Origin of the sequence: Acinetobacter kyonggiensis (assembly GCF_900107285.1) — a bacterium.
Lineage (GTDB): Bacteria > Pseudomonadota > Gammaproteobacteria > Pseudomonadales > Moraxellaceae > Acinetobacter > Acinetobacter kyonggiensis.
The window spans coordinates 14,737-38,126 of sequence record NZ_FNPK01000022.1 but is presented as its reverse complement, the minus strand read 5'-3'; the positions used below and the strand labels follow the sequence as shown (position 1 = coordinate 38,126).

Sequence of the window (23,390 nt, the reverse complement as noted above, 5' to 3'; positions counted from 1 at the left end):
ATTGCTCCAGCATCACTTATATAAATAAGTGATGCTTTTTATTAGCAGTTAATAACTAAATCAGATGAAAGGACGATATATATAGATTGCAGGTGCATTCATATCACCTAAGCCTTTATTGGTTGTATTGTTTGATTGATAAGTAAGTTTAATATTATTGTATTTCATTGTTTGAGTTACATCATACCAAGATTCTGGGTTGACTGCGGTTACTACAGCCGTATGATCAACAGAATTACTTGAGCCCCCAATAACAAAATCAAAATCTAAATAAACAATATCTCCAACTCTAATTTTTGATAGATCAAGTGGTGATAAAGTTCCATTTACCAGTGTAGTCTTAGTAGCCAGATTCAATCGGACTCCTTTAGATTGTAGGCTTGTACTGTTCGCTGAGTATGTGAACATTGGTTGTGCACCACGCCAAGCTATAGTCTGGCAAGTATTACCTACTGTATTGCATTTATAGAATACACTCGTATTTTGAACAGCTTTAACTGCAGTAGATTGAGAAATTAAATTTTGATTCAATGTCTTAGCATTTGTTATTCCTAATAATCCACCAGATATTGTTTGATTTGCAAAATTAGTGCAATTACCTCCAACACCTGAAACATTAATAAAAGGATTTGATGTTGTATTGTAGGGCAAATTATAGTTATTTACGGCATAACTGATAGCTGTTGAAGGTGTATAGGCAGCGCTAGCAGAACTAGTAATTAGTACAAGAAATAAGGATATAAAAATATTAGATTTTTTCATAAAATTTACCTTTTATTAAAAATAATTAAGATTTAATTTTACCTTAATTACTTAAAATAACCATAATATTCAATATAATATTTATACCCAATCAGAATTATTAAAAGAACTCATAGAAGATGCTAATAACAACCCCACTTTAAATTAAAAATGCACCCTTCAAATCAGACTATGTGTCCAACTTTTGGGGTGCAGATTAAATTGAGGGCTTTTCTACAGGCTTATTAGTCTTAGCTTAGGAATAGAGTTTTCTCTTTAGCTCGTCGATTAACAAGCCCTTTTATTTCTTTGCCGTTGTCGTAAATCCAACGATCAAATTGAGATGCAGCACTAGAAAAATTACTGTTATTTATTAGCGTTAACATCGTGCTTTTAATAAAGGCAGATTCACCAATGTTATAAACAAAGGATGCCAGTGCATCAAATTGGTTTTGGCTTACCGCCACTTTTACGTGTTTATCAAGACAAGCATCAACCCACAGGCAATCGTTTTTAAGCCAAATTTCCGCTTGTCCACGGGTACATACATCACCTTTCTTAACGCGCACACCATTAGGATATTTAATTGTTCCGTATCCAATGGTCCATACGCCACCAGTATCCAAGTAGGCTATCAATTTAAGGCTTTCTGCGTCACGAATGATGGAAAAACCTTTTTCCGAAATATCACGCAGACCCGAAACTAAGGCATTTAGTTTAAATCCGATAATGTCTGCGAATACTGGCAGTCCATGCATGGCAATAACTTTATCGCCAGCAATCACTTGTGCATTTGATAATTTCCCACCAGATAAAGCACGGAGCCAAGAATATGCTTGAGCAACTTGTTGCGATTGATCAATACTCACTTGTCACCCCCATTACCAAGAATGGCAAGAAATGCAGCTTTGATTTCAGCAATAACTTCAGGTAAGGTTTTGCCTCTCCACATTGCTACAGCTTGGTAAACAATGCCGATCGCTAAAAGCCCAAATACAGCAAACATCAGCATGATGAAGCCCTGATACATGGTTGAAGTCTTCAGCATTTCAAAATGCTCAATGAATGCTGAACCACCATATAAGCTCACCGTTACACTTGCTGCAAATTTACCAATAACACTGACGGTTACTTGGATTTTTCCCTTCTTATCAATATCCCCACTTAAGACAAGGGCAAGAATGGCCCCAACAATGGCTGGAATTATTTTAATAATCCAAGGAATAGTATTTTCCTGCATGGCTTAATTACCTATGATTTTCTATATAGGTATTTTGGCGCTGCAGATGAATAGAGAAAAAAGCATGTTCCAATAAAAAAGCCCGAAAAATTCGGGCTTCATTTGCTAAAATTCTGTTGTGTAAGTCATAGCTGTGCCTAACTATTGAAGTTATGTCTATTTTGAGTGATTGCACGGCGAGGTTTTGTTAATATTCCAATAAAAAACCTGCTATATGAAATGCACCCTAAAAGTTGGAAGATTTAATTAAGCAGGCTCTAACAAAAACAAGATTAAACTCATTTTTTCTACAGCTTTCTAGAAGATATTATTCTTCACTTGGTTTTAATTTAAAACAAAAGTGAGGAGCCATTAAATTATTTGGATCAGAATATAAACCAACTGTCATCGTTGAATAGGTTTTATTAACTAATTGATAAGCTGTATCCCCGTAATTGGGATTAATCCAAAAACTTATTAGTCCACGCAACTCATCACTATTCTGATAGGCTGCTGTAACTGCACTATGCCACGTACTAAAGCCTGTCATACTTACAGGGAAAATTTTACCATTCACTATTATTGCTGTTATAGGCGCTGAAGGCGTGTAATTACTGATAAATGCCGATCCGCCAGATTGTCTCTCAATAGTCTGATTCACAAAATAACTATCTAATATACGGCATGTGCTATCACTCGTATCAGGAACGTCTACCACTTCAGGCTCAGATTGAAAGATAAAAGGAGTTGAGGCACAAAATTTGATTTCTGAAAACTCACCCATTTGTGGCATTTTCGTGGATAGCGTAATAATCCCCATGTTTTCATTATATAGCCCATCACTCAATCTATATTCCAGACCATTGAAACTAAATATGCCTGATTCTATTAGTGTGTCAACTGCTGCGTTAAAAGCGGGATCAAGCAAATTAATTGGTAAATCTGGAGTTACAATAAATATGCGATTTTGATTTGTATCATCTATTGAATTACAAATGAGTGGTTGATTAACGCCTTTCAACCGCAACACTTGCACACTGGGAACACCTGTATCCAGACAGTCCTGCACGGCGATGTAGTCCTGGTTCTTCGGATCAAAGCCCAACTGACCACGAATATTACCCTGATGGATTTCCATCGGTGCATCCAAGCGGCCACGCTTGAAGCGGCCTAAAATTACAGCACCTGTTAGACCATCCGCAGTTTGTTCTTCCGTGCGGTCAATAATATCCTGACGCTGAATGCCAACTGCTTCACCTAAAATCTTTGTCGTATTCATCTATTTTTTCCTTCCCGAATTACTGATTACTTTAATTATTTCATTCCCCAGTTTGATGAGGGCATTATGCTTTTGTGCTTCAGTTTCAAGTTCTAACTTTCTTTTTTCCCATGCGTCAGATGAATAAAAAAAGGCCTCAAAACTTACAGGTAAATTTAGCGCTTCATATAAAGACATCTTGCAATGCTGGGCCAGATCCTGAGCCGTGCTAAGCAAATGATTGGTCCAATTCTTTGATGATTCCGAAAAAGGCGGCAGCGGGGCGAAATCGAAGCGGCGCGTCATCTGCACCTCTTGAAATGACTAGGCCCTGATTACTGACATTTAAATGAATCATCGTAAATAATTGGTTATTGAGCGCAATGAAATCTTGATAGATCAAGTCAAAATCACTTTGAGGACGCTGCTTTAAATACGCCAGTCGGTCAGAAAACTGCTTAAAAAAATCGGTATCATTAGAACTACGGTTCGGCAATTCAGCTAATGCTTCATGCCCACTGTAACTAATTTGAAAAGCCAGCATGCATGCGATCCATTCCGCAGCATTGGCACAATACTCTTCAAGGTACTCTGCTTCCCTACCAACTAATTGCCGTACAGTAATACCATTTCGGGTAATTTCAGACTGCCAGTTTGCATCTGAGTGCAAATAGCATTTCGAAAAATCAGCATCGGTGGAAAATAATGTGCCTGACTGCTTTTCTACATACTTCAGCATCAAACAATAACGCTCTTGAATCGTCATATTTAAAGGCTGTTCTTTATTACACAGTGCATGTGATAAAAATGCGCTGATACGTTTCTCATTCAGTCGTTGATTAATGGCTGCTACTTTCAAAGCATCATTAAATACAATTTCCTGTAGCTGATACGTGTTATTGCCAATAGGCACAGGATCAAAACTAAGCATCTTTATTAATTCCCATAAAGTTTACGGACATCATCCGCATCCCATGCGGTACGACTCATCAGACTCAGATTTACGGCGAGGTTTAAGCGGTTTCCATGTTCATCAATCGGCGTAACAATCGGCGCGGAGACACTTTCTAAAATAAAAGGCCAATAGGTTTTACCGTGTGTCGTCAGCGAGATATACGGCGGAATAATCCCTGAAAACAGGCCAGCAACCCCCTGCTCAATTACATCTGTAAGTACGGTGCCTTGTGAAAGCTTGGCAGGCACTGCCCATGATTCCAATCGCATAATTTTTTCTTCAACCTCAATTTTTGCATCACTTAAAGCAATAAAAAAAAGACTGAGGTTAAGACGGACTGAAGCAGTGGAAAGAAAAACCTGAGTTGTATTCACTTTATTCAGATTGGTATGGCCCTGTACGGACTTTACAAAATCGGCGATTGGCTGCATGGCAGATTTGGTAACAGCTAAAGCCGTCTCGCCTAAAATTGCAGGTGCTGCGGCTCCCATAGAAATAACGGTTTGACCAGTCTGTAAACCCGCCATCAGCATCGGCATTTTCAGCTCAGGATTACTGTTTTCAAAAGGCGTCTGCCATTGGCTTTCCATGGTCTTGTCGCCATCAACTAAAAAAGCACGAACCGTAGGTTGATTTGAATCTACAGTGATGACCTCATTATTATTCTCGTCACGTGAAACGGTACAGATATTGAATTCAGCAAACTTATGCTTTGAAACTGTTCCCCAAAAAGGATCGGCATTCATCCGTTCCGGTTGAACCGCTACGGGAGCATTAGCGGCTGGCACTTTTGCAAGATCATTACCCATAAAAATAGCCCTGTTATATACAGAGCTATTTTTGATGAAATATGACCTTAGAATTTAGATGAGTTCCAATTACGCTACCAACTCATTTGCCAAAGCAGCCAACTCTTTCACTCTCTCCAATTCAGCCTGAGTCTTAGCAGTGAAACGATTGGCTAAACCTATCTTGCCGTTAAAAGTTGCCAATGCCACCTTATCCAAACCATTGACAAAGAAATACTGCGGATTACGTTTCCATTGCTTTACGAGTCCCTGTTTTTCCAATTCAAATAATCCTAAATGAATTGGATTTTTTTCGATAAACTTTGCACTCTTTTTGGTCTGTGTATTACGACCAGCAATTCGCCATTCCATTTGCTGAATTTTGTCTTTTTGCTGCTCAATTTCTTTTTGCTTGGCTTGTAAACGCTCCTGACGTTTCTCATGATTACGCCTCATCTGTCGGCCTTTGGAATTATCAACAAACGGCGTTCCCCCATGCCCCATAAAGGGCTGATCGGCAAATATGGTGTTAAATTCATCTTCTAACCGTGTAAGTTTAACTGCCATCTTTTCCAATACAGTTTTAGGCTGATTTTCTTGGACGCCCAAATGGTCGAAAACATCAATCAATTGATCAATCACATCCAGTACATTGTCTTTCGTCACAATACTGTCAATAGAGTCAAACTCAGACCATGTATGCTGAAATTTCGCTGGTAGATCCGCCATAGCAATCCGCTCAATACTTCCAAAGCCTTGCCAGCCCGCTTCAAAGTTTGAATGGTAAATCTCTTTAGCTTCATCCTCAGTTTCAGCGCCAATAACGATTTTATGCTCATCAAAAGTGCCATCTGAAGCCAATTGACGGATTATATAGGCATGCTCTGGATCTGAATCTAAGTGATTTTTAACAAATACATCAATTTCATCGCCATCGGCACCCATTGTATTTTCAATGTAGCCATAATGATGCTGCATTTTGACTTGCCATTCTTTACCGCTAGGATCAGTACCTGAGCGGATGGAGTCTGCTGGATTTTCAATTGCGATATCCAGTTCACCAATCTTCACGGCACCTTTACTGTAATCACCAGCAATCAGACTATCCTGATTAGGCAACTTGGCACGATTGTAGGGTGAAGTGGCAGCTTGATGGGCATGTTTATCAATCAGCGTAAATGAATCATTGGCTGAATCAAACATACTAATCGTGGCATTATCACTATAGTTTTCATTGATCACTGATACTGCATAATTGATTGCATCTTGAATACTGACTGGCTCAGGTTCACCAAACAGTCCTATATTCAGCTGATCTAAAGCCTGTTTTTCCGCAAATTCCGCCATTGCCTTAAAGAGTAAACTCATCTTTTTAGCACTTCGACTATTCTTGGACAGGAATACAGCCAGTTCTGGGACACCCTCTCCCAAGTCGCCAAATAAACCCTGTTGCTGAACAAACTCTGTAATATCTTGGTCATTTCTCTTTGCAGCTATAATCGTATTTGCCGCATCGATAATGGCATTGGCAACACGTTTATCTAGCGCCTGCTCTATACCGTCTACAATTGAGCTGGAGACATCCTGAATATCACCACGGCTAACGGCTTGAGCTTCGATAAACTTGGGTGCTGCTGCACCTAAGGCATTCAGCATATTCTGCAGATCTGGTTTTGTTTGGTCCGCCATCATTTCCAGCAACCGGTCATCGTTATAGGCCTTACTGAAAATAGCTGCTTTGATCCGTGTTACAAGGGCCTGAGTTGGCTTACCCTCTGTAGTGAGGTACTGCGCTGCTTCTGTATCGCCAATTGATTTCAAAAAGCCTTGTATAAACTTCTGATTGCCTGCAGTCAGTAAATCCCCATCATCACCAGGAGTAAATAAAGCCAATAGGTTTTCATCCAAACGCTTGGCATCAGATCGAGCGCGCTCAGTAGCACTGAATGAGAGTTTATCGTCTTGATTGGCTTCTACCGTGAATTGAACCCGATCTACTTCAGAAGTTCGGATACGTACCAAAATAGGTGCTGTGAAATTTTCAACCTGATCAGCTGAAAAACCAAAATATTCAGCTTCTTCAATCAGCCATTCACGGTATTCTTCAGCTTGCCCACGCTCATATGCCAGCTGTATGGCCATGATGCGTCCATTGCCGGACTCAACTACCAAATCATCCCCCACAATTGGAGCACCAGTATCAGCACGACCAGAACGGCCAAGACTTTCAGGATCTAATCCATTTGAGGTTTTTTGAACCCAAGCCTGTGATGATTCACGGCTGCGGTCGCGTGGCTGCAGCTCTTGAGGAAAATTAGGATTTTCGGCACCTGTAGAAGTATGTGAAGCAATGATTTCATCTGACTCGAGTAATGCAAATACGGTTGAAACCTGAGTTCCTTTTGCCGTTTTAACCTTATTGGTACGGCCTTTTACAATATTATTAATACCGTATTTTTTTAATAATGCTTTCAAGGCATTCGCTTGAGATAGGACATTGCCATCTTTGTCTAAAACTTGTACATCAATATTGATTTCGTCTTCATATCGTGATTGAATAGAATCAAAGCCAGCTTCCAAGCCTATGGGGTTAACGACCTGTGAGATAGGTGTAAGTTGGCTTTTTTCTTTTGATGCGCCTAAATAATATAATAAATGCCCTTCAGAATCTAAAGCCACTTTCAACGTAATATTTAGCGTGTAATCATTCAGCTGCTTTGACTTTTCAAAATTATAATACCCTTCTACGCTATCAGTACGCTCTTTATTTAATGGTACTAACTCACTCACATCCCCAGTCATCAATACTTCAGGAATATATGGAATTGCGAGATACTTAATATCTCGCATCCGGTCATGAACCTTGCCTCTTGATTTGGAATTAATACGGACCAGTCCAATTTTTGTTTTTACCAATTTTCCATTCAGATAGTCATTAAAATAAGCTTTTGATGCTGCAATCGATTTACCATCGTATTTATCGAGATTGGATAAATATTCACGGTACTGCTTTTCAGCTTGTTCACTGTCCCATTCAACAATCTCATTATTCTCAATTTTATAAATTAGCTCATCGATGGTTTTTAACACTTCAGATTCATTCTGAATACTGTCAATTTTTGCAAAATCACTCATCACACACTCAAAAAAACAGCCCTTAATTGGGCTATTTTGAAAGATACGGTACGGCTACTTAATCCGCTGTTCCAACCATCTCGTTCACTTGAACAATCAGTACATTGACCGCATCAATCAGCAAAGGATCTTGCAGGTTTTTTTCCGCTTCAGCCCGTACCTTCATCAACAGTTCAACAGATGCTTCTGCCTTGCCGTCAATAATAGACTGATACAGTTCGTTTACAGCTTCTGCTACCTTTCCACTTAAAAGCTCAATCAGTTCACGCAGGCGTTTTGTACTATGAAGCTTTTCCATGCCTTTCTGAACTGGAATTACATCTACCAGCTGGCGCAGCTCTCTAGTCAGCTTTAGTTTTTCCATTGCATCCATCGTCATATTTTCCTATCAGTGAATTTTTGATGCTTGGCCAACTTGGTAGACTGAATAAGATGAAACTGCTTGTTCAAACAAATCACTTAAATCAGCTGGTAGACGGTTTCCTATTTCTTCAAGCTGCGTTTCAATTTCGTTTGCTTTGGTGAAATCCACCTCGCCTTTAATAATTTTATTTAAATAATCAGCGTCATCTGAATCAGCAGAATTATCATTACTGGCATCCAATGATCCAATCATTTCAGGAAGCTCTGCAAAGGCAGGATATTTTGCAATCATTTCCTCAATCGTATTAAAGAATCTCGGTGCACCAAATCCACGATTCCATGCCCGAGACTGAGCATTATTGGCTGATACTTCCCATTCACCACTTGTATTCACATGTGCAGTCCAAGAATCAATTTTTTTATCATTCTTGAAAGCTTGATAATAGCCTTCGCCTAAATCCTCAATAGGCGGATATATCTTAGCAGGTTCAGCAGGTTCAGCAGGTTCAGCAGGTTCAGCAGGTTCAGCAGGTTCAGCAGGTTCAGCAGGTTCAGCAGGTTCAGCAGGTTCAGCAGGTTCAGCAGGTTCAGCAGGTTCAGCAGGTTCAGCAGGAATATTCTCATTCTGAGAAGCTTGCTCTACATTTTGTTGTTCTGATTGCTGAGTCTGATGTTCATCAAGTTGATTCAATAGCCCCTGAATTTCAGCTTCAAGCGCTGCTTTTTGACCCTGCTTATCAGTCAGGCGCTGCTCTGCATCCGCTAAGGCTTGTACATTTTCAGCTTTTTTAGCTTGTGTCCGTTTAAAGCGAGCACTGTTCTGATTGACCAATTTCATGATACGACCAGCCAAAACTGGCATTGCAATGCCTTCACCTTGGTTTGGTTGTACTGCACCAGTAATATCACGGCTATTCATGAGGATCTTCCATGAAATCAGCGTATCCTGCGGTGCAATCTTTTTAGCTTCACGGTCAGGATGGTGAAATAGAATTGTGATGCTTTGACCGTCTTCAAAATTATAGGAAACGGCGATATTCAGCACTTTTTTATGCTTAAACGGCTTTTCACTCTGTTCAACATTCAGAATTTTTACACCGCCTTTTGAAGTGCTCTGCATGACTTTGTGCAGCATGCCCATCAGCTTTTCTAAATACTGGTATTCAACAATGATTGAATCAAACTCTGCATACACAGCCCCAATAGACTCCAGCAGCGGCACTAATCCGTCAAACTCCTGAAGCAGTCCACCATGGTCATCATGACGTTGCATATCTAGCATTAAATGGGCCGTTTGACCTTCATGAGAAGTTAAGTTAATTCCGTCCCAGCCCGGTACTGTTGCGGAAACTACATCCTGTAGTTGCGACAACTGCCATTCCGGAATGATGTTCTCATTTTTATGGTAGTGCGGTACTGCTAAGTAGCGCATAAGGCCTTGCGGATTGGTTTCAAGCACGCTGTCTACAGCTGAATCAAAATCGAATATGCGGCCAAACTGCAGTACTGCCAATGATGAAGCCTGCGTATCATCGATGGCGCCCAAAACAGCAACTGAGTCAAACGCTGCAATATCACCTTTATGGCCTTTTAAATTCACAATACGCCATTGATCATCCTCTGTGGCTGTTTCAGTCACAATTGCATTCAAAGTCCGGTACGTGCCTTGAATGATGCCAATTGAACACGTTCCACTGTTTACAACTGAGTCAAAGCCTGTAACGGTACGGGATTGGTGCGGTGCCCAATGCTGTTTGAAAATATCAATATTACGCATTAAAAATGCCTCAACTTTTTATACTTGAGGCAATTTTGTCACTTTAGGAATTGAGCCAATTTAAACTGTTCCAATCACTCCAGCATTGGAAACATTTTTATAAAATTAAGCGTGACGATCCCAACACCACCTCGATTAGTCGCATCAAGCGGGATACTGCCTGTCTGTAGGGCGACCAGATGCTGAATTTCAAACACTCTTGTTGAATAGCTGTGCTTGTCATAAATATAAATCGTCATACGCATTAAATAGTCTTTGGGTAAAGCCTGAGTACCACCGTCTACCCCATCTGGAAACATAATGGCCTTTATAGCTCTAGCACTATTTAAAATGGCGGCATTTCGAGTCTCAATAAATGGAATCGAAATTTCACCCGAACTATTACCTGTCAAAAAATTCAGCTGAAAACTGCCAATATTAACACTGTCATTTTGAGCATCTAACACAGATAAATCGATGCTTTGACATAGCCAAGGTAATTTATAACTCTCATCTAAAAGAGGTATACGTGTTTCAATAACTTCAGGAACAAAACCATCTTGGCCATTTTCAAAAGCACTAAACCGTCCAGCTTCCTGATGTGTTAAATCATAAGTATTAATTAAACTTATTTCAGTCTTTGCAATGATCCCATTTGGATCAAATGCTTCCAGTTTTACACCAAAATGTAGGGTTGATAAGGTGCTTAAAGCATAAAGTTTACTGTATTCTACTTTTGCTTGATCAACTGACATGCCTGACCACATTCCAGTGAAGGTCTCTGCACTTGCTTGAAGCGAAATTGTACTGAGTTGAGCTGATCCATTTTCCCAAGGATTATATTTAGCCATGGCTTACTCAACCTCTCTTTCTCTAGTGGATGCAATATCAGCTGCAACACGCTTAGCATCGTCATAATTAAACCCCGCATCTTTTTCTAAAAGATACTGCATGGTTTCTTCACTCAAATTTGATTCTTTCAATGAATTAATCACCTGAATTTTTAACAATGAAGTATTCATTTGTGTCTGTTTATTGCTGTTTTCTTCAGTCACAGCAGCTGATTGGCTACTGGAGAATTCAACCTGCCAAGGGTAATCCAACGGATCAAACTGTTCATTGTATGCATAGCCCCAATCCAGATGCATGATGTCATTGACGAATTGAGTTGCTGACTGTCTGATCCACATAGAACGGCGCATGACTTGGCTTGAATAGGTCAAGGTCGCAGCTCCATCGCCAAGACCACCTGAAAGCATATCTGCCCAACCCACTAAGGATGGATCAAGACCAAAACCGCCCATTAGCAAACGGACATTAATCATGAAAGTTTCAATATTAATGGGTGAATTGCGCTGGCCTTTAATGTCACCGACGGGGTTTAGAATTTGTTTTTCATCCCATGTGGGCAATACGTGATATTTGGTATTCCAAATGCCTTCGCCACCTTCCAACGCATTTTTCACAAACTTCTCATGATCTTGCAGCATCCCCTCCAATCCGCGCTTATATGCTTCACGTTGCGCTTCTGGCATACCTGCCATATTTAAGGATAAAAACATCTGATTGACTGCATCTGCGACTTGCTGGCTATTCATAGTGGTTAAAGACAGCATCACATCGTCATAGGCTTTCTCAATTGCAAACAAGAATGAACCGCCCACCATGGCAGGCAGAATCGGCAAATCGTCGGGTTCATCTCCCTCCAGCATTTGCACAATCAGACCCGTTTCCACTAAATCAAATTGAGGCACATTGACAATACGGGGCATCTTTAGCCGAACCATTTGCATTGAACTCAGTTTGGTAATGGTTTTGGTCCAGTTTTTAGGATTCAAGGCAAAGAAAGCGACCGTTTTACTTCCCTGCTCAAATGCCTGCAGTAGAGGCGGATGGGTAAATTCATTACAAAGCATATCTGTAACGCCTTTACTTTTTTTACCATAGATCCGCGCATAAGCATCACCGAAAGAAATGCCATCAGAACAGATCTTAGTGATGTATCTATTGATCAATGTTTCCATCGGCTTGATACGTTTTTGTAGCTTATCCAGTTGCGCTTTGGTAGATGTACCTTTTTCACCGCGCAGGCGCTCAGCTGGTGTAATGAAAATTTGCTGGCCATTATGGGTATCACCACCTAATGCAGCGGTGACATGAATCCCAATACCTTCAGCTACTGGCGAAAAACGAAGCATTTGCTCCCATTTCGTATAAATTTCTTTGCGGGTTCGTTTACGGTTCTGTGGAGTAGAATTGGTGCCAAGTGAAAATGGCGCAAATGAATCGTACATCTGCACCATGGTTTCTTGGTTATCATTTGCCAGCTGTTGAGGAATGCTGTTGGCACTCGGTCCAAGCAATAACGAAAGGATATCTGAAGCAGCCATACCGAAGCCATGATTCTAAAATTAGTATCGATTCTGGCTGAACCAAGCCTGCTTAAAAATATTCAGTTCCATTCGGATTGTCTGGAATGTCCAGTTTGTCTGGTATATCAATACAGATGCTGGGGAATTGGATATTTAAAATACTTAAAACAGCTTTTACAAAGCTGACAATTTTCTCCATAACAGCCATCATCATGGCCTGCATGTACATTTGCATTGCTTCACGTAGCTCAAATGCTAAGCAGCTGAAATCAGGGTAAAAGGGTGAAGGGAATTTCATTGCTGGAAGCTGCGGAAACTGGATCATTGCAAATATGGCATTTATATCCATTTTCAAAATCTGCATTGCATGCTGAATGGCTTCAAACTCATTTGTAAAAGCATCTATGACTTGCCCTGCAATCGCTTCAGCCTTTGCCTTGATCATCTCTATGATCATGGTTTGCAGTTCTTTTAACGTCGGCAATTTAGGTAAGGTTAAAACAGCATTAATTTTAAGCTTACTCAGCACCTGATCAATCAGATTCGTGACCAATTCCATCAGACCACTGGTACACATATTATAAAGTGCTTTGATCATTGCATTGATTTCAAATGACGGGATGCTCAAGCCAAAATAGATCGGTAGCGGCAAAAAGGCGGACAATGCATCTAAAAATGCTTGGCCATACCGATCTAAAGCATCTTTTACCCTCTGCTTAAGCACATTTGCATCCATTTCCATCAATTCAATAATACTGATATTTAGGAATGGAATTTTAGGCAGCAAATCCGCCAAGCTTTGCCCCAGCAGGCTGGCCATTGGCCGAATCATCGCCATCAGCGTTTTGACTGATAGCCTGCTCTGCCAATACTGGATCATTTGCGAGATTTCATTCGAGTATTGGCTGATATCAATATAGATTGGAATAGGTAGGCCAATCAGGGGAATTAGATTTTTAAGCTTGGAAAAATCAGGTTTTAAATGCTTAATTTGGTCAAAAAGTTCTTGATATGACGGTGGTGGAAATGAAATGCAGAATTGAGCCATAGTACTACATTCCGTTCATACTGATCTGAGGTGCTGAAATGCTGACTTTCGCCTCTGACGTCAGATTGATCTGTACCGCGCCATGGATATTGACGGTTTCACTCCCTTCAACGTCAATCACTTTGGCTTTGGCTGTAATCTTGCTTCGTGCCAGTAATTCAATATTTTCTTGACGTATACGGCGTGTATCTATGACTGCGTTTTCTCCATGACTGCTGAAGAAGGCAATCACTGGGCGGGACTCTTCGCCATTTTCAAAGAAAACATACACATCTTCCCCAGCTAAAATTTCCCGCTCAGTATCCTTGTCACTGTCACCGACTGGATACGCAAATGTAGCGGTCAAGCCTTCACTTGCCCCATCCGTCATGCCGTGGATATGCACTTTTGCCGTTCGGCTTTTGGCGTGATAGCTTAGAATCTTGGCCCGCTTGAATCCCAATAGCATCAGTGTTTTCCAAATGATTTATTTAAGAATATTCTCACCGTCGGCTTAACAAGAAATATTTCAAGTTCCAATAAAAAAACCCGAAATACTCGGGCTTTTTTTACAATATTAGTTATGAGGCTATCCAGTAATATTGAGCACAACTAAACAACGTCTGTGGCTCATTTCCCCCATAAATGCTGAAGTAAGCATTTATGGTTAAATGGGAGCCTGTGGACTTAAACAAAAAGTAATATGCCCAGTTATGTTGTCAATATGAACAGGAGTTATATTGGACCCTGTATCAATCTGCACCAAAGTTCTATCCTGAAGTGGTTGGTTCGGGATTAATTCGATCCGCTGATATTCACTATATGAGTTATTAGAAATTTCAAAGGCTCCATCATTAGTACAACCTAAGGCACCTTCAAGGTTATTCCTGATAAAGTCAGGAAAATTTCCATCCGTGGGGTAAAACTTATCGTTCAATTTAATATCATAACCACTATCTAGGCTATTAAACCTAGCCCAAGACTTTGCCCCTGCACAATTAATTTCTCTATCCCCACCTTTCACCCGCAACACTTGCAAACTAGGAACATTTGTATCCAGACAGTCCTGCACCGCGATGTAGTCTGGGTTCTTTGGATCATATCCAAGTTGGCCACGAATATTACCCTGATGGATTTCCATCGGTGCATCAACCCGACCGCGCTTGAAGCGGCCTAAGATTACAGCACCTGTCAGACCGTCCGTAGTTTGCTCTTCTGTGCGGTCAATAATGTCTTGTCGTTGGATGCCAACGGCTTCACCTAAAATCTTTGTCGTGTTCATAAATTTGCCAACCATAGTTTTGTTGTAGATCCGACATTGCCTCCAACCGCACCTGTTTCAACATGATGGGCAGCAGTCAAAATCACATATTTAGTTTGACTAATTTCTACAACTGAACCCGCCATGAGTTCCATATTCAGCGGACGTTGTATTGTTCCGCGTGGAATGAGTACTTTTTCTAGATTCTTCAGCTGACGCGCATCAAGACCGGCCCTTTGAACAACAGCTTGCCCCGCTGTTGTGGTGTCATCACCAATTACCGTTGAACCATCCTGCTCAACCGATACATAAGATGATTTCTGATGTTTGGTTTTCTGTTCACTGTTCAGCCAATGCACTTCACTGGGATCGAGCTTTAAAACCGCATCCTGTTTAAACAGTGCATCCAGTTTCATTGCACAGATCTTATTATCCTTAAAGCAGATAACCGCCGCTTCTTGCTGCAGATACAGTGCCAATCTTGCCGTAGGTAAACGACCTTTTAGGCAAATAAATTCAGGCAGCGGTAGGTCATCACCTAAGCGGATATTTCTGGCACCGCAGGCGCGAATTGCAGAATTAAAAGAAGTCTCATTCTGTATCACCGCTTTATCTGTATTCGTAATGAGTTTCTGACAACCCGATAAAACCGCAATACAGGATATAGCACCAATCCTGCGGTCATCTTTCACTGTTTGCGATTTGACTGGCTGTACTAGAACAATCACAAAAGGCTGGCTAATATTCCCCACTAAGATTTCAGCACCTTCTTTTAGCTGTTCCTCCAGCTCTCGGTTCGCCTTCACCGAAAATTCAAAACTCAGCGGCACTGGCACAAGATCATTGCGCAGTGTGGCCAACATTAATTCTGAAGCTGAAATTAACTTATTGGATGCAGCAATGACGATTTGCATTAATTACCCCCAGCTGTTTTGAAGCTGAACGGCGGCTGGACAAAAGCATTCTTCGGCATTTTCTCTTTCTCAGCTTCATAGGCCTGCTCGGCTTCGCTGACTGACATGCCGAAGCCATCTCCGCCCATGCTGCGTGATGCTTCCACCAGAGAGGCTTGAATCAGGTCACAATTGGCCTTTACACAAGGTTCAATGATGACCCATTCAAAGGCTTCAAGAATTAAATGTTCATCCACAGCGATCGGTACAGCTGAAGACTTTTGGCAGGTCAGACTTTGCCAACCTGCATAGCGCTTCACTTCTTCAATAAATGCGGCTTGAATTTCTTCTTGCAGCAGTGAATAGCCTTTCAGTGTCAGCTTCTGATGATAGAGCGCAGCAAGCTCAGAAATTGTACCTGCCACTGCCCTAAAATTACCGGTTCCGTCATTTGGCAATAATTGCATGGTGCTTACCCGAAAAGTGAGCCAATCTGACGCGCTACGCTGCCAATATTACGGCCAATATTTGTCGCGGCTTGAGCAGTATTGATGACTTTCTGCACACGATTGACAAGGCCCTCAACTCCAGCAATCTGAAGATGCCCGGGCATAACAGTACCGTTCGTTCCAATATCTGCAAAGTTGCCAAAATAATTGAAATCAATCGGGCAAGAGACCGTCATGACTTGAGAACGACTGTCTGAATCAAATTCCGCCATTTCAAAGCGGATAGCACAGTTTTCCAATGAATATGCACGAGTGTAGCTGTCTACACGGCCATCGTAATAATCACAGTCAATCATTCCAGCATTGGCAACGATATAGTCTGCAAATATCTGATCATGCCCAGCTTCAGTTACTAGCATTTGTAGATTGCCTGTGTAGTGTGTTTTCGGTACACCAGCGGCAATACCTGTAAATCCGCCGGCATATTGAACCTCAGCTGGATCTTCATTGCTGACAATAGGACGCGGACAGCTCTTAAATAGAAAACGGAAATCTTCCATGCCGCGAGGTACTAGCATACCTTTGCAAGATAATAGAGGTGATCCAAGCTGCTGAATTGCGAGGTAATCAGCTCTTAATTGATTGAGTAAAACAGGATTAACTTGACGCATCATTATTCTCAAATATGCTGTGATGCCGTCATTTTGAAGCGGGTAACAATATGCAAATATGTTGAGTTCCAAAAAAAAGACCGCAAATGCGGCCTTTCTAAAATTGTGGACTGATTACTTATAAAGCCCAATCTTCTTACCTTTTTGCAAAGACTTCATGCGCTTGCGCAGTGAATTTGCAGATACAGCTTTCAGACGCGCTTTTTTCAAGCCAGCCTTTTGGCCACTCGATAAACGCACCTTTTGTCCGGGTAAACGCTTATTGACAATTGTCTTCACCCCTTTGCGAATCGCAGCAATGGCTTTATAGCGGATCTTCTTGCCATTAAAGGATTTTGTACTCATTTTACCACGTGATAGTTTTTTTCCTGTCGCTGCATCAAAACCGCTTTCCAGTTCATCAGGTTCACCATAGATGAATTCACGTACCAAGTCATCAAGCGGATCGCCTTCATCTGGCATATTGGCAATCACGGTACTGGCAGCTGCTTCAATTGCTGCATCAGCCGCGTCAATATTGTCACCCATCATTTCCTCAATCACTGAGTCATCCACGCCAAATGTGGCAAACGCATCGGCAATCGATTCTAAAACAGCATTTTCTAAAGTGTTTTCATCATCATCTGCGCCATCAGTGGCTTCCAAAATCAGAAAGTCCAGACGATCTGAAGGCAACTCACCTTCTTCAAGCGTGCCATCTGTTACGGCATCGGCAAGATCCGCAACAATATTCAGGGCTTGTTCACGGACATGCTCAATAAAAGACAGTTCTTCACGAACAGAGCTGGTTAATGCTGTAACAGAGGTTTTAATTTCTGTAGCAGCTGAATCAAAATCGCGTAGAACCAGAGTCTGAGCTTTTGCATTTAATGGATTCTTTGAACCAAACATAATTGTTCACCTGTTTAAAATTATTTAACTAAAACATCTTCATCAAAAATTGCAGCACGGGTTGCGCCTTCAGGACGTCGTGCAAAGTAGAGGCGCACACGCTCAAACGGAAAATCCTTATCAGGAGTTAAACGGAATGCATAAGGCTTTCCGCCTAAATCCTCCGCTGGCTTTAGCCAACCTGCAGTCACAGCACCAGAAAGATATTTATCAATGTCGGCACTGGCATCCTTTAAATAGTTATCAGTCGGCTTCAGCATGTGTTCCTTCAGTATTGAAACCACTTCGTTCGAGGTGCGCATTGCAATTTCAGCAGCTGGCACCAGACGCAATGCGCTATTTTTGCTTTGATACTGAGTCAACAAATCACTGAGCACATAGCGAATACCCTGCTTAAACTTAATTGGACGCACGACATTTACTTTAGCTTTGGCCAGCATTTCTAAAGTCGGTTCATCAAGGACAACATCTGGACGTATTTTTAGAACTTTCTTGCGGAATGGAAAATCCTTCCATGCCACACCAACATGAAGCGGTGCATAGCCTTTAGCATCGGTACGTGCATTACGCAGCAGCTTGTCACCGATATATTGCCCGATGTACGGCGCTGAAATTTTACGACCGCTTAAAGAAACTGCATCACGGGAACGGCAGAGATTCGGCGACCAGATAAACTGGACACGATATGATTGCGCATCCATGGATAAAGCAAACTCCGCTGCCTGCTCTGCCGTAATGGTTGGATCAATCTCAGCATCCAGCGGGATATTCAACTTTTCCGCTGCACGCAGCGCTGCAACATACAGCGGTAAATCATTGGTCTGCGGCAGCGCAATATAGGCGGGTACATCAACAAGATTGGTTAGAATGCTGTAAACCTCATCACCGTCAAATGGCGGTGTCTGTTCGTCTGGCAATTCAATAACCGTTTTGCTTCGCCCTAAGCTATTGGAAGCATTAAAGGCTTGTGAAAGCTTAATAGCATCTAAAACATCACCAGCAAGTTCATGCAAAGTTAATTCAAATACTTCAAATGCATTCGTAGCATCCGCGACTGCAACAATTGAAGCCAAGTTGTCTGGATCTTCATCTAGCGTTCCCTGAATCTTCAGAACCTCATCACCATTCACTGAGTCAACAATACGCAGGCGCATGACAATATCTGACAGTTGAGGATTGGCAACTTTACTGATAAATGCTGCTTCCAGCTGTGTATCCGCTAGATAACTGTGTGTTTCAAATTCAAGGGCAAAAACCGCATCTTCCTCATTTGGTGAAGATGAAACGGCCAACATACCTTGCTGATCTAAACTTAAAATCATTGTGGCTGCCTATGGCAAAATTCTTATGTTTATTTTTGCAGGACGGGCCAGATAGACTTCTTATCAGTTCCAATAAAAAAACCCTGCTATTGCAGGGCTTTTTCATGATGCTGTATCGTTCAAACGACGATTAATCAGGACGGGCTTGGGCAAGTTCCCCAGACTGGTAAATGTTCTAAAACTAACAATGAGTTACTATCAAACATCATTGGTTTCTGTACTTGTAGGCTCACACACCATCCAGACAGATCTTGATTAAACATATATGCATTAGCGAACATCATGCCCATATACTCAATACGCGCTACATTCCAGTTGTTTAAAGGTTGATTAAATGCACTCGCATTAGCAAACATATTAGAGGCATCTACAACATTCGACATATTCCAAGTATTAATTGACTGGTTAAATGCCCAAGCATTTTTAAACATACCCGACGTATTGGCAATATTAGAAATATCCCAATCAGCAATAGATTGATTGAATTTTCGAGCATTGGCGAACAGATTACTTAAATCAGTTACCAGAGGCATAAACCAAGAGTTTAAAGACTGATTGAACTCTAAACACATTTCAAAACACCCTGCAACGTCAGTCACGTGACTAACATCCCAACTCGCTATATCTTGATTGAATGCGCTTTGACCTGAGAATTTCAATTTAGTTATATGTGGTGGTAGTAATTCAGGCACTTTAATTAGTGAACCCGTTTGTACACTATTACCATTTTGATTGAAATATGGATTGTTGCTCCCCCAACTCACCAATTCTTCAACAGCACCTTGTACAGCAAACACTGATCCACCCACCGATGTAGCGGTGATCGTGTATTTATTAGTGTCCTGATATCTGTGCTGTGCTGATGGTCTATAGTTGTTTACACGCTCGATTACTGTAGGCTCACTTCCATCACCCCAATCGATTGTTACTGCAGGGCCACTATCATGAGTGATGTAAACTGAATCATTAGCCACCCCGTTGGTTTTAAATATTGATGGTCCCGGTTCAGGTTCAGGTTCAGGTTCAGGTTCAGGTTCAGGTTCAGGTTCAGGTTCAGGTTCAGGTTCAGGTTCAGAAGTTTCAATCGAAATCACATCAGATTTCAATGCATTCAACTGATTAATATTAGCCATAATATGCTCATATGCAGCATTTCCTATCACCTGAATTACTGTCTTTTCAAAAGGCTGCAAACGCACTTGGGTTAAGGGTTCAACAATGATGAATGCCGATGAGTTCGTTAAAGTGATTTCTTTAATTTCTGGTTCATCCCCCAGTGCTTCAAGTAGCGGATTTGTACCATCAAAATTATGCATTTTGGATCTCCAAATTTTTACCCAAGCCAATAAACTGCTTCAGGTTATTCAGGACATCGTGCTTAAACTGGCCATTACTACAGCGGATTTCTACCGTTTCACCAGACTTGATTGAAGTCTTGGACAGCGGTTCAAATACGGTTTGTACACCTGTATTTTTAACAACCACGAATAAGCCACTTTTTACTACTGTACTCTGCTTTACAGGTGACGGGCTTTGAACCTCAGGAAGTACTGCATTAATCAGCTCTACACCACTGGCTTCACCGTTCCGTACCCCATCATTTTTTTTATCAGGTTGGACGGCGACAGCTGCAGACGGTACTGATTGATCCAAAAAGGCCACATGCTCAGTTTCAACTGACCCATTTACTGGGTTTTCCTGATTGCTATTTTCAGGTTCAGAATCAGATTGAATAGCATCAGCTTCTTTATCAGTGGCCTGTTCTGGCTCAACATCTTCTACTGGGCTCTGATCTGCGGTATCGCTCTGTATTCCCTGTAATTCAGCCTGTGATGAGGTCTTCTCTTGATTGACTGCTGCATCAAGTGATGGAGACGGTTCCGTTTCTACAGGGGCAAGTACTTCATTAGCTGCCGCAGCTTTAGCAGCAGCTGTTTTTGGCTTTGTTACTCGTTTGCTGGTTGTAGCAGTCGCAGGAGTATTTTGATCTGTTTGAGTCATCGTGTGTCACCCTTTATCAAATTAGAAATGAATTAAGGCGCATGGAAAATGCGCCTTAATTTGCAGAATTTTAGTTTTTAAGTTTTGGCATATTGACTGCGGTGATCAATGCAAACTGATCTGCATAACGATCGAGCGGATTAAGCTCTGCTGCCTGTGATCCAATTAATGCAATTAGCTGTTCACGCGGATCTGGAGTCGCTTCACTTACAGTCAATGGCATTTCAGTGAAACCAATAAATGGATTACGCACTGGCTCATTGCCACGACCAATCACCAACATTTCAAAGGCTTGACCTGCTTCAGCCAATACACCCGCAGAGCTAGGGACATGATAAACATTAGTGCCATCTGCTAGTGTGCCGATACGCACAATCTGTCCATGACCTGCGGTTGCACCAGTTTTAACTGGCATTTTGTCTGATGAAAGCTGAGCAAAGAAGATTTTAGCCGTATCACCGACATACAAATCAAAACCAACGGTCGCAGCGCCAGAGTCCTGAATAATGCCTAACTTGGCTGCTTCAAGATACTTCATGAATTCGCCAAACAAATCGCCTGAAGTGTTGTAAGCAGCGGCCAAATTTCCAGTTACACCGCGAGAAGCATCAAAGGTAAACTCGCGTACATTATAGATGGCGCGGTCTTTACCTTCACCCAACAGGCGGATGGTTTGTTCAAGATAGATTTTACCTTGCATCAACCCTAAAGCAGTCCCAACAAAGCCCACATTCAGTTCACTTGAAATCTGATTGACTAACAGTTTAGAGGCACGGATTTGCGTCATAATCGGCGCACTGACCAGTGTTTCGTACTCAGGTTCCATACTGACGCCGACAGGTTCCATCTTGAACTTATTGGAGGTATCACGGGCATCAAAATCAGCAATCAGGCAGACTTCAAGTTTCACACCTGCTGGCAGGGCTTCATTCAGTGTCACTGAGATGGCGCTGGTATCCAGATTAATACTGCTTCCAGTCACCGTATATTCTTCACCCGCAATTTTTGCTGACTTTTCAGCAATTGCAGAAATCACACCTGACAGTTTGGATTTACTACGGTTGCGGGTATGTGCCACTTCTTTTCCACCAATACGGATAGAAATATTCCCGCTGATGAATGGCAGCAAAGGTGCATTGGTATTTGGTGTTTTGGCAGCATAGTCAGCGTAATGCGTATGGGCTACCACCGTATAAACGGCACCTGATCCATTATTGCTGAGCGCAAAGCGGAAACGACCTTCAGCATACGGCTTAGCTGCCTGAACACCATCCAGATAATCATTTTTATTCATGGCACCGAATGCACGGTCAGTCACAAAGCGCGCTGCAACGATCGGCACTTCATTTGAACCGTTGCTGTTCGGGATATAAGCCACAATCGGCGATGCATAGGCAATGGTTGTTGCAATCGTGGTCACTGACAGCGCAGGTACAATACTCACCGATTCCTGATGCGTATTACTGATGTCATCAAAGCCTTTTTCTAAATCAGAGTAACCTTGAGAAATTGAAGCACTGTAGCCATGTACTTTCTTTGCAATGGCCACACCATTGTTTAAGGCAGATGCGATTACAGAAGGATGAGGCAAATCACCGCCATGGCAGTATTGATATTGACTGATACCCAGCTTGATTGCACCATCGATATCAACCGCACTGTCAAAGCCTATGATATCAAGCAAATCATTCAGCGCCTGTGGACGAGTTTCCGGCATACCTATAGCGCTATCAAAGCCAGTTTCTTCACCGTCTTTATAGAAATAGTTCTGACATTGCTGTGTGGCAAGCTGCTGCGCTTGGAATTGTTGCTTTAGTACATCAGATAGAGACATATTTTTACCTGTCGTGGGTCTAAAATCTTGGATAGAAATAGATTCGCACGAAGGGAAAAACCTAGAGGTGGGGAGTTCCAAAGGCATTTTTGAAATAAAAAAAACCTGCTATTAAGCAGGTTCATTTTAAAGCTGAAGACATCACTATCCGCTAACACCGCTAGATACATAAATTTCCACATCCGCGCCCGCAATGACCTTATAGCGGATCTTATCCCATGCATGCTGTCGAAATGGCTCTGAATCAGGTGTACCCGCTTCAATTGTGACAATCGGTTCCCAATGTTGCTCTATTAATACATCACAATCAGGTTTGTTACTTCCTGAAAACTCAACGACAGCGCCAGATCCAATTACCTGGTAATTAAAAATAGCTGAAGTGCATTGCCCTACCATTCCTATATCGCCGACTTGTTTATCTTTTTTATTGAAAACTAAAAATGACATGACTTTT

22 protein-coding genes and 2 pseudogenes are annotated in these 23,390 nt (G+C 41.6%); all 24 read right to left on the bottom strand.

Features of this window, described 5'->3' with window-relative positions:
• Window positions 1-60 precede the first annotated feature (60 nt).
• Window positions 61-762, bottom strand: coding sequence for an amidase domain-containing protein (locus BLV99_RS14405; RefSeq protein ID WP_092691953.1), 702 nt, complete (start codon window positions 760-762; stop codon window positions 61-63).
• A gap of 230 nt (window positions 763-992) precedes the next feature.
• Window positions 993-1,610, bottom strand: a complete 618-nt coding sequence (locus tag BLV99_RS14400; RefSeq protein ID WP_092691951.1) for a lysozyme — start codon at window positions 1,608-1,610, stop codon at window positions 993-995.
• Window positions 1,607-1,981, bottom strand: coding sequence for a hypothetical protein (locus BLV99_RS14395; protein WP_092691947.1), 375 nt, complete (start codon window positions 1,979-1,981; stop codon window positions 1,607-1,609). The genes BLV99_RS14400 and BLV99_RS14395 overlap by 4 nt, the downstream gene beginning before the upstream one ends.
• A gap of 307 nt (window positions 1,982-2,288) precedes the next feature.
• On the bottom strand, window positions 2,289-3,239 hold the full coding sequence (locus tag BLV99_RS18540) for a hypothetical protein (protein ID WP_244516326.1): 951 nt from the start codon (window positions 3,237-3,239) through the stop codon (window positions 2,289-2,291).
• Window positions 3,240-3,416 (bottom strand): hypothetical protein, encoded by a 177-nt coding sequence (locus tag BLV99_RS18275; protein ID WP_167356338.1) that lies wholly within the window; start codon window positions 3,414-3,416, stop codon window positions 3,240-3,242.
• A 31-nt stretch (window positions 3,417-3,447) separates the two neighbouring features.
• Window positions 3,448-4,149, bottom strand: coding sequence for a hypothetical protein (locus BLV99_RS14385; protein ID WP_092691944.1), 702 nt, complete (start codon window positions 4,147-4,149; stop codon window positions 3,448-3,450).
• 5 nt (window positions 4,150-4,154) lie between these two features.
• Window positions 4,155-4,982: a hypothetical protein gene (locus tag BLV99_RS14380; protein ID WP_092691942.1), complete on the bottom strand. Its 828-nt coding sequence runs from the start codon at window positions 4,980-4,982 to the stop codon at window positions 4,155-4,157.
• Between the two features lie 69 nt (window positions 4,983-5,051).
• Window positions 5,052-8,096 carry an LPD3 domain-containing protein gene (locus BLV99_RS18270; protein ID WP_167356337.1) on the bottom strand — a complete coding sequence of 1,015 codons (3,045 nt, stop codon included), beginning with the start codon at window positions 8,094-8,096 and terminating at the stop codon, window positions 5,052-5,054.
• Window positions 8,097-8,154: 58 nt separating this feature from the next.
• Window positions 8,155-8,469 (bottom strand): hypothetical protein, encoded by a 315-nt coding sequence (locus tag BLV99_RS14370; RefSeq protein ID WP_092691940.1) that lies wholly within the window; start codon window positions 8,467-8,469, stop codon window positions 8,155-8,157.
• 15 nt (window positions 8,470-8,484) lie between these two features.
• Window positions 8,485-10,236, bottom strand: coding sequence for a defense against restriction DarA-related protein (locus tag BLV99_RS18535; RefSeq protein WP_139243560.1), 1,752 nt, complete (start codon window positions 10,234-10,236; stop codon window positions 8,485-8,487).
• Window positions 10,237-10,310: 74 nt separating this feature from the next.
• Window positions 10,311-11,066, bottom strand: coding sequence for a hypothetical protein (locus tag BLV99_RS14350; protein WP_092691936.1), 756 nt, complete (start codon window positions 11,064-11,066; stop codon window positions 10,311-10,313).
• A 3-nt stretch (window positions 11,067-11,069) separates the two neighbouring features.
• On the bottom strand, window positions 11,070-12,605 hold the full coding sequence (locus BLV99_RS14345) for a hypothetical protein (protein ID WP_092691931.1): 1,536 nt from the start codon (window positions 12,603-12,605) through the stop codon (window positions 11,070-11,072).
• Window positions 12,606-12,657: 52 nt separating this feature from the next.
• Window positions 12,658-13,635: a hypothetical protein gene (locus BLV99_RS14340; protein ID WP_092691928.1), complete on the bottom strand. Its 978-nt coding sequence runs from the start codon at window positions 13,633-13,635 to the stop codon at window positions 12,658-12,660.
• A gap of 136 nt (window positions 13,636-13,771) precedes the next feature.
• Window positions 13,772-14,083, bottom strand: a pseudogene (locus tag BLV99_RS18755) (hypothetical protein); the annotation flags it as partial.
• A gap of 552 nt (window positions 14,084-14,635) precedes the next feature.
• A pseudogene (locus tag BLV99_RS18670) lies at window positions 14,636-14,896 on the bottom strand (hypothetical protein); the annotation flags it as partial.
• Entirely contained in the window at window positions 14,893-15,789 is an 897-nt protein-coding gene (locus BLV99_RS14325; RefSeq protein WP_074947236.1) for a hypothetical protein, read from the bottom strand. The pseudogene BLV99_RS18670 and the gene BLV99_RS14325, both read right to left, overlap by 4 nt.
• The gene (locus BLV99_RS14320; protein WP_074947237.1) at window positions 15,789-16,235 is read right to left on the bottom strand and encodes a hypothetical protein; all 447 of its coding nucleotides are present in this window, start codon (window positions 16,233-16,235) and stop codon (window positions 15,789-15,791) included. The genes BLV99_RS14325 and BLV99_RS14320 overlap by 1 nt, the downstream gene beginning before the upstream one ends.
• Window positions 16,236-16,240: 5 nt before the next feature.
• A complete protein-coding gene (locus BLV99_RS14315) occupies window positions 16,241-16,888 on the bottom strand; it encodes a hypothetical protein (protein ID WP_074947238.1) in 648 nt (215 codons plus the stop codon).
• 114 nt (window positions 16,889-17,002) lie between these two features.
• Window positions 17,003-17,779: a hypothetical protein gene (locus BLV99_RS14310; RefSeq protein WP_092691925.1), complete on the bottom strand. Its 777-nt coding sequence runs from the start codon at window positions 17,777-17,779 to the stop codon at window positions 17,003-17,005.
• Window positions 17,780-17,799: 20 nt separating this feature from the next.
• Window positions 17,800-19,101, bottom strand: coding sequence for a hypothetical protein (locus BLV99_RS14305; protein ID WP_228144065.1), 1,302 nt, complete (start codon window positions 19,099-19,101; stop codon window positions 17,800-17,802).
• A 134-nt stretch (window positions 19,102-19,235) separates the two neighbouring features.
• On the bottom strand, window positions 19,236-20,417 hold the full coding sequence (locus tag BLV99_RS14300) for a BspA family leucine-rich repeat surface protein (protein ID WP_092691922.1): 1,182 nt from the start codon (window positions 20,415-20,417) through the stop codon (window positions 19,236-19,238).
• Window positions 20,410-21,102 (bottom strand): hypothetical protein, encoded by a 693-nt coding sequence (locus BLV99_RS14295; RefSeq protein WP_092691919.1) that lies wholly within the window; start codon window positions 21,100-21,102, stop codon window positions 20,410-20,412. Before BLV99_RS14295 ends, BLV99_RS14300 begins: the two co-directional genes overlap by 8 nt.
• 70 nt (window positions 21,103-21,172) lie before the next feature.
• On the bottom strand, window positions 21,173-22,936 hold the full coding sequence (locus tag BLV99_RS14290; RefSeq protein ID WP_092691916.1) for a hypothetical protein: 1,764 nt from the start codon (window positions 22,934-22,936) through the stop codon (window positions 21,173-21,175).
• 144 nt (window positions 22,937-23,080) lie between these two features.
• On the bottom strand, window positions 23,081-23,383 hold the full coding sequence (locus tag BLV99_RS14285; protein ID WP_092691913.1) for a hypothetical protein: 303 nt from the start codon (window positions 23,381-23,383) through the stop codon (window positions 23,081-23,083).
• Window positions 23,384-23,390 lie beyond the last annotated feature (7 nt).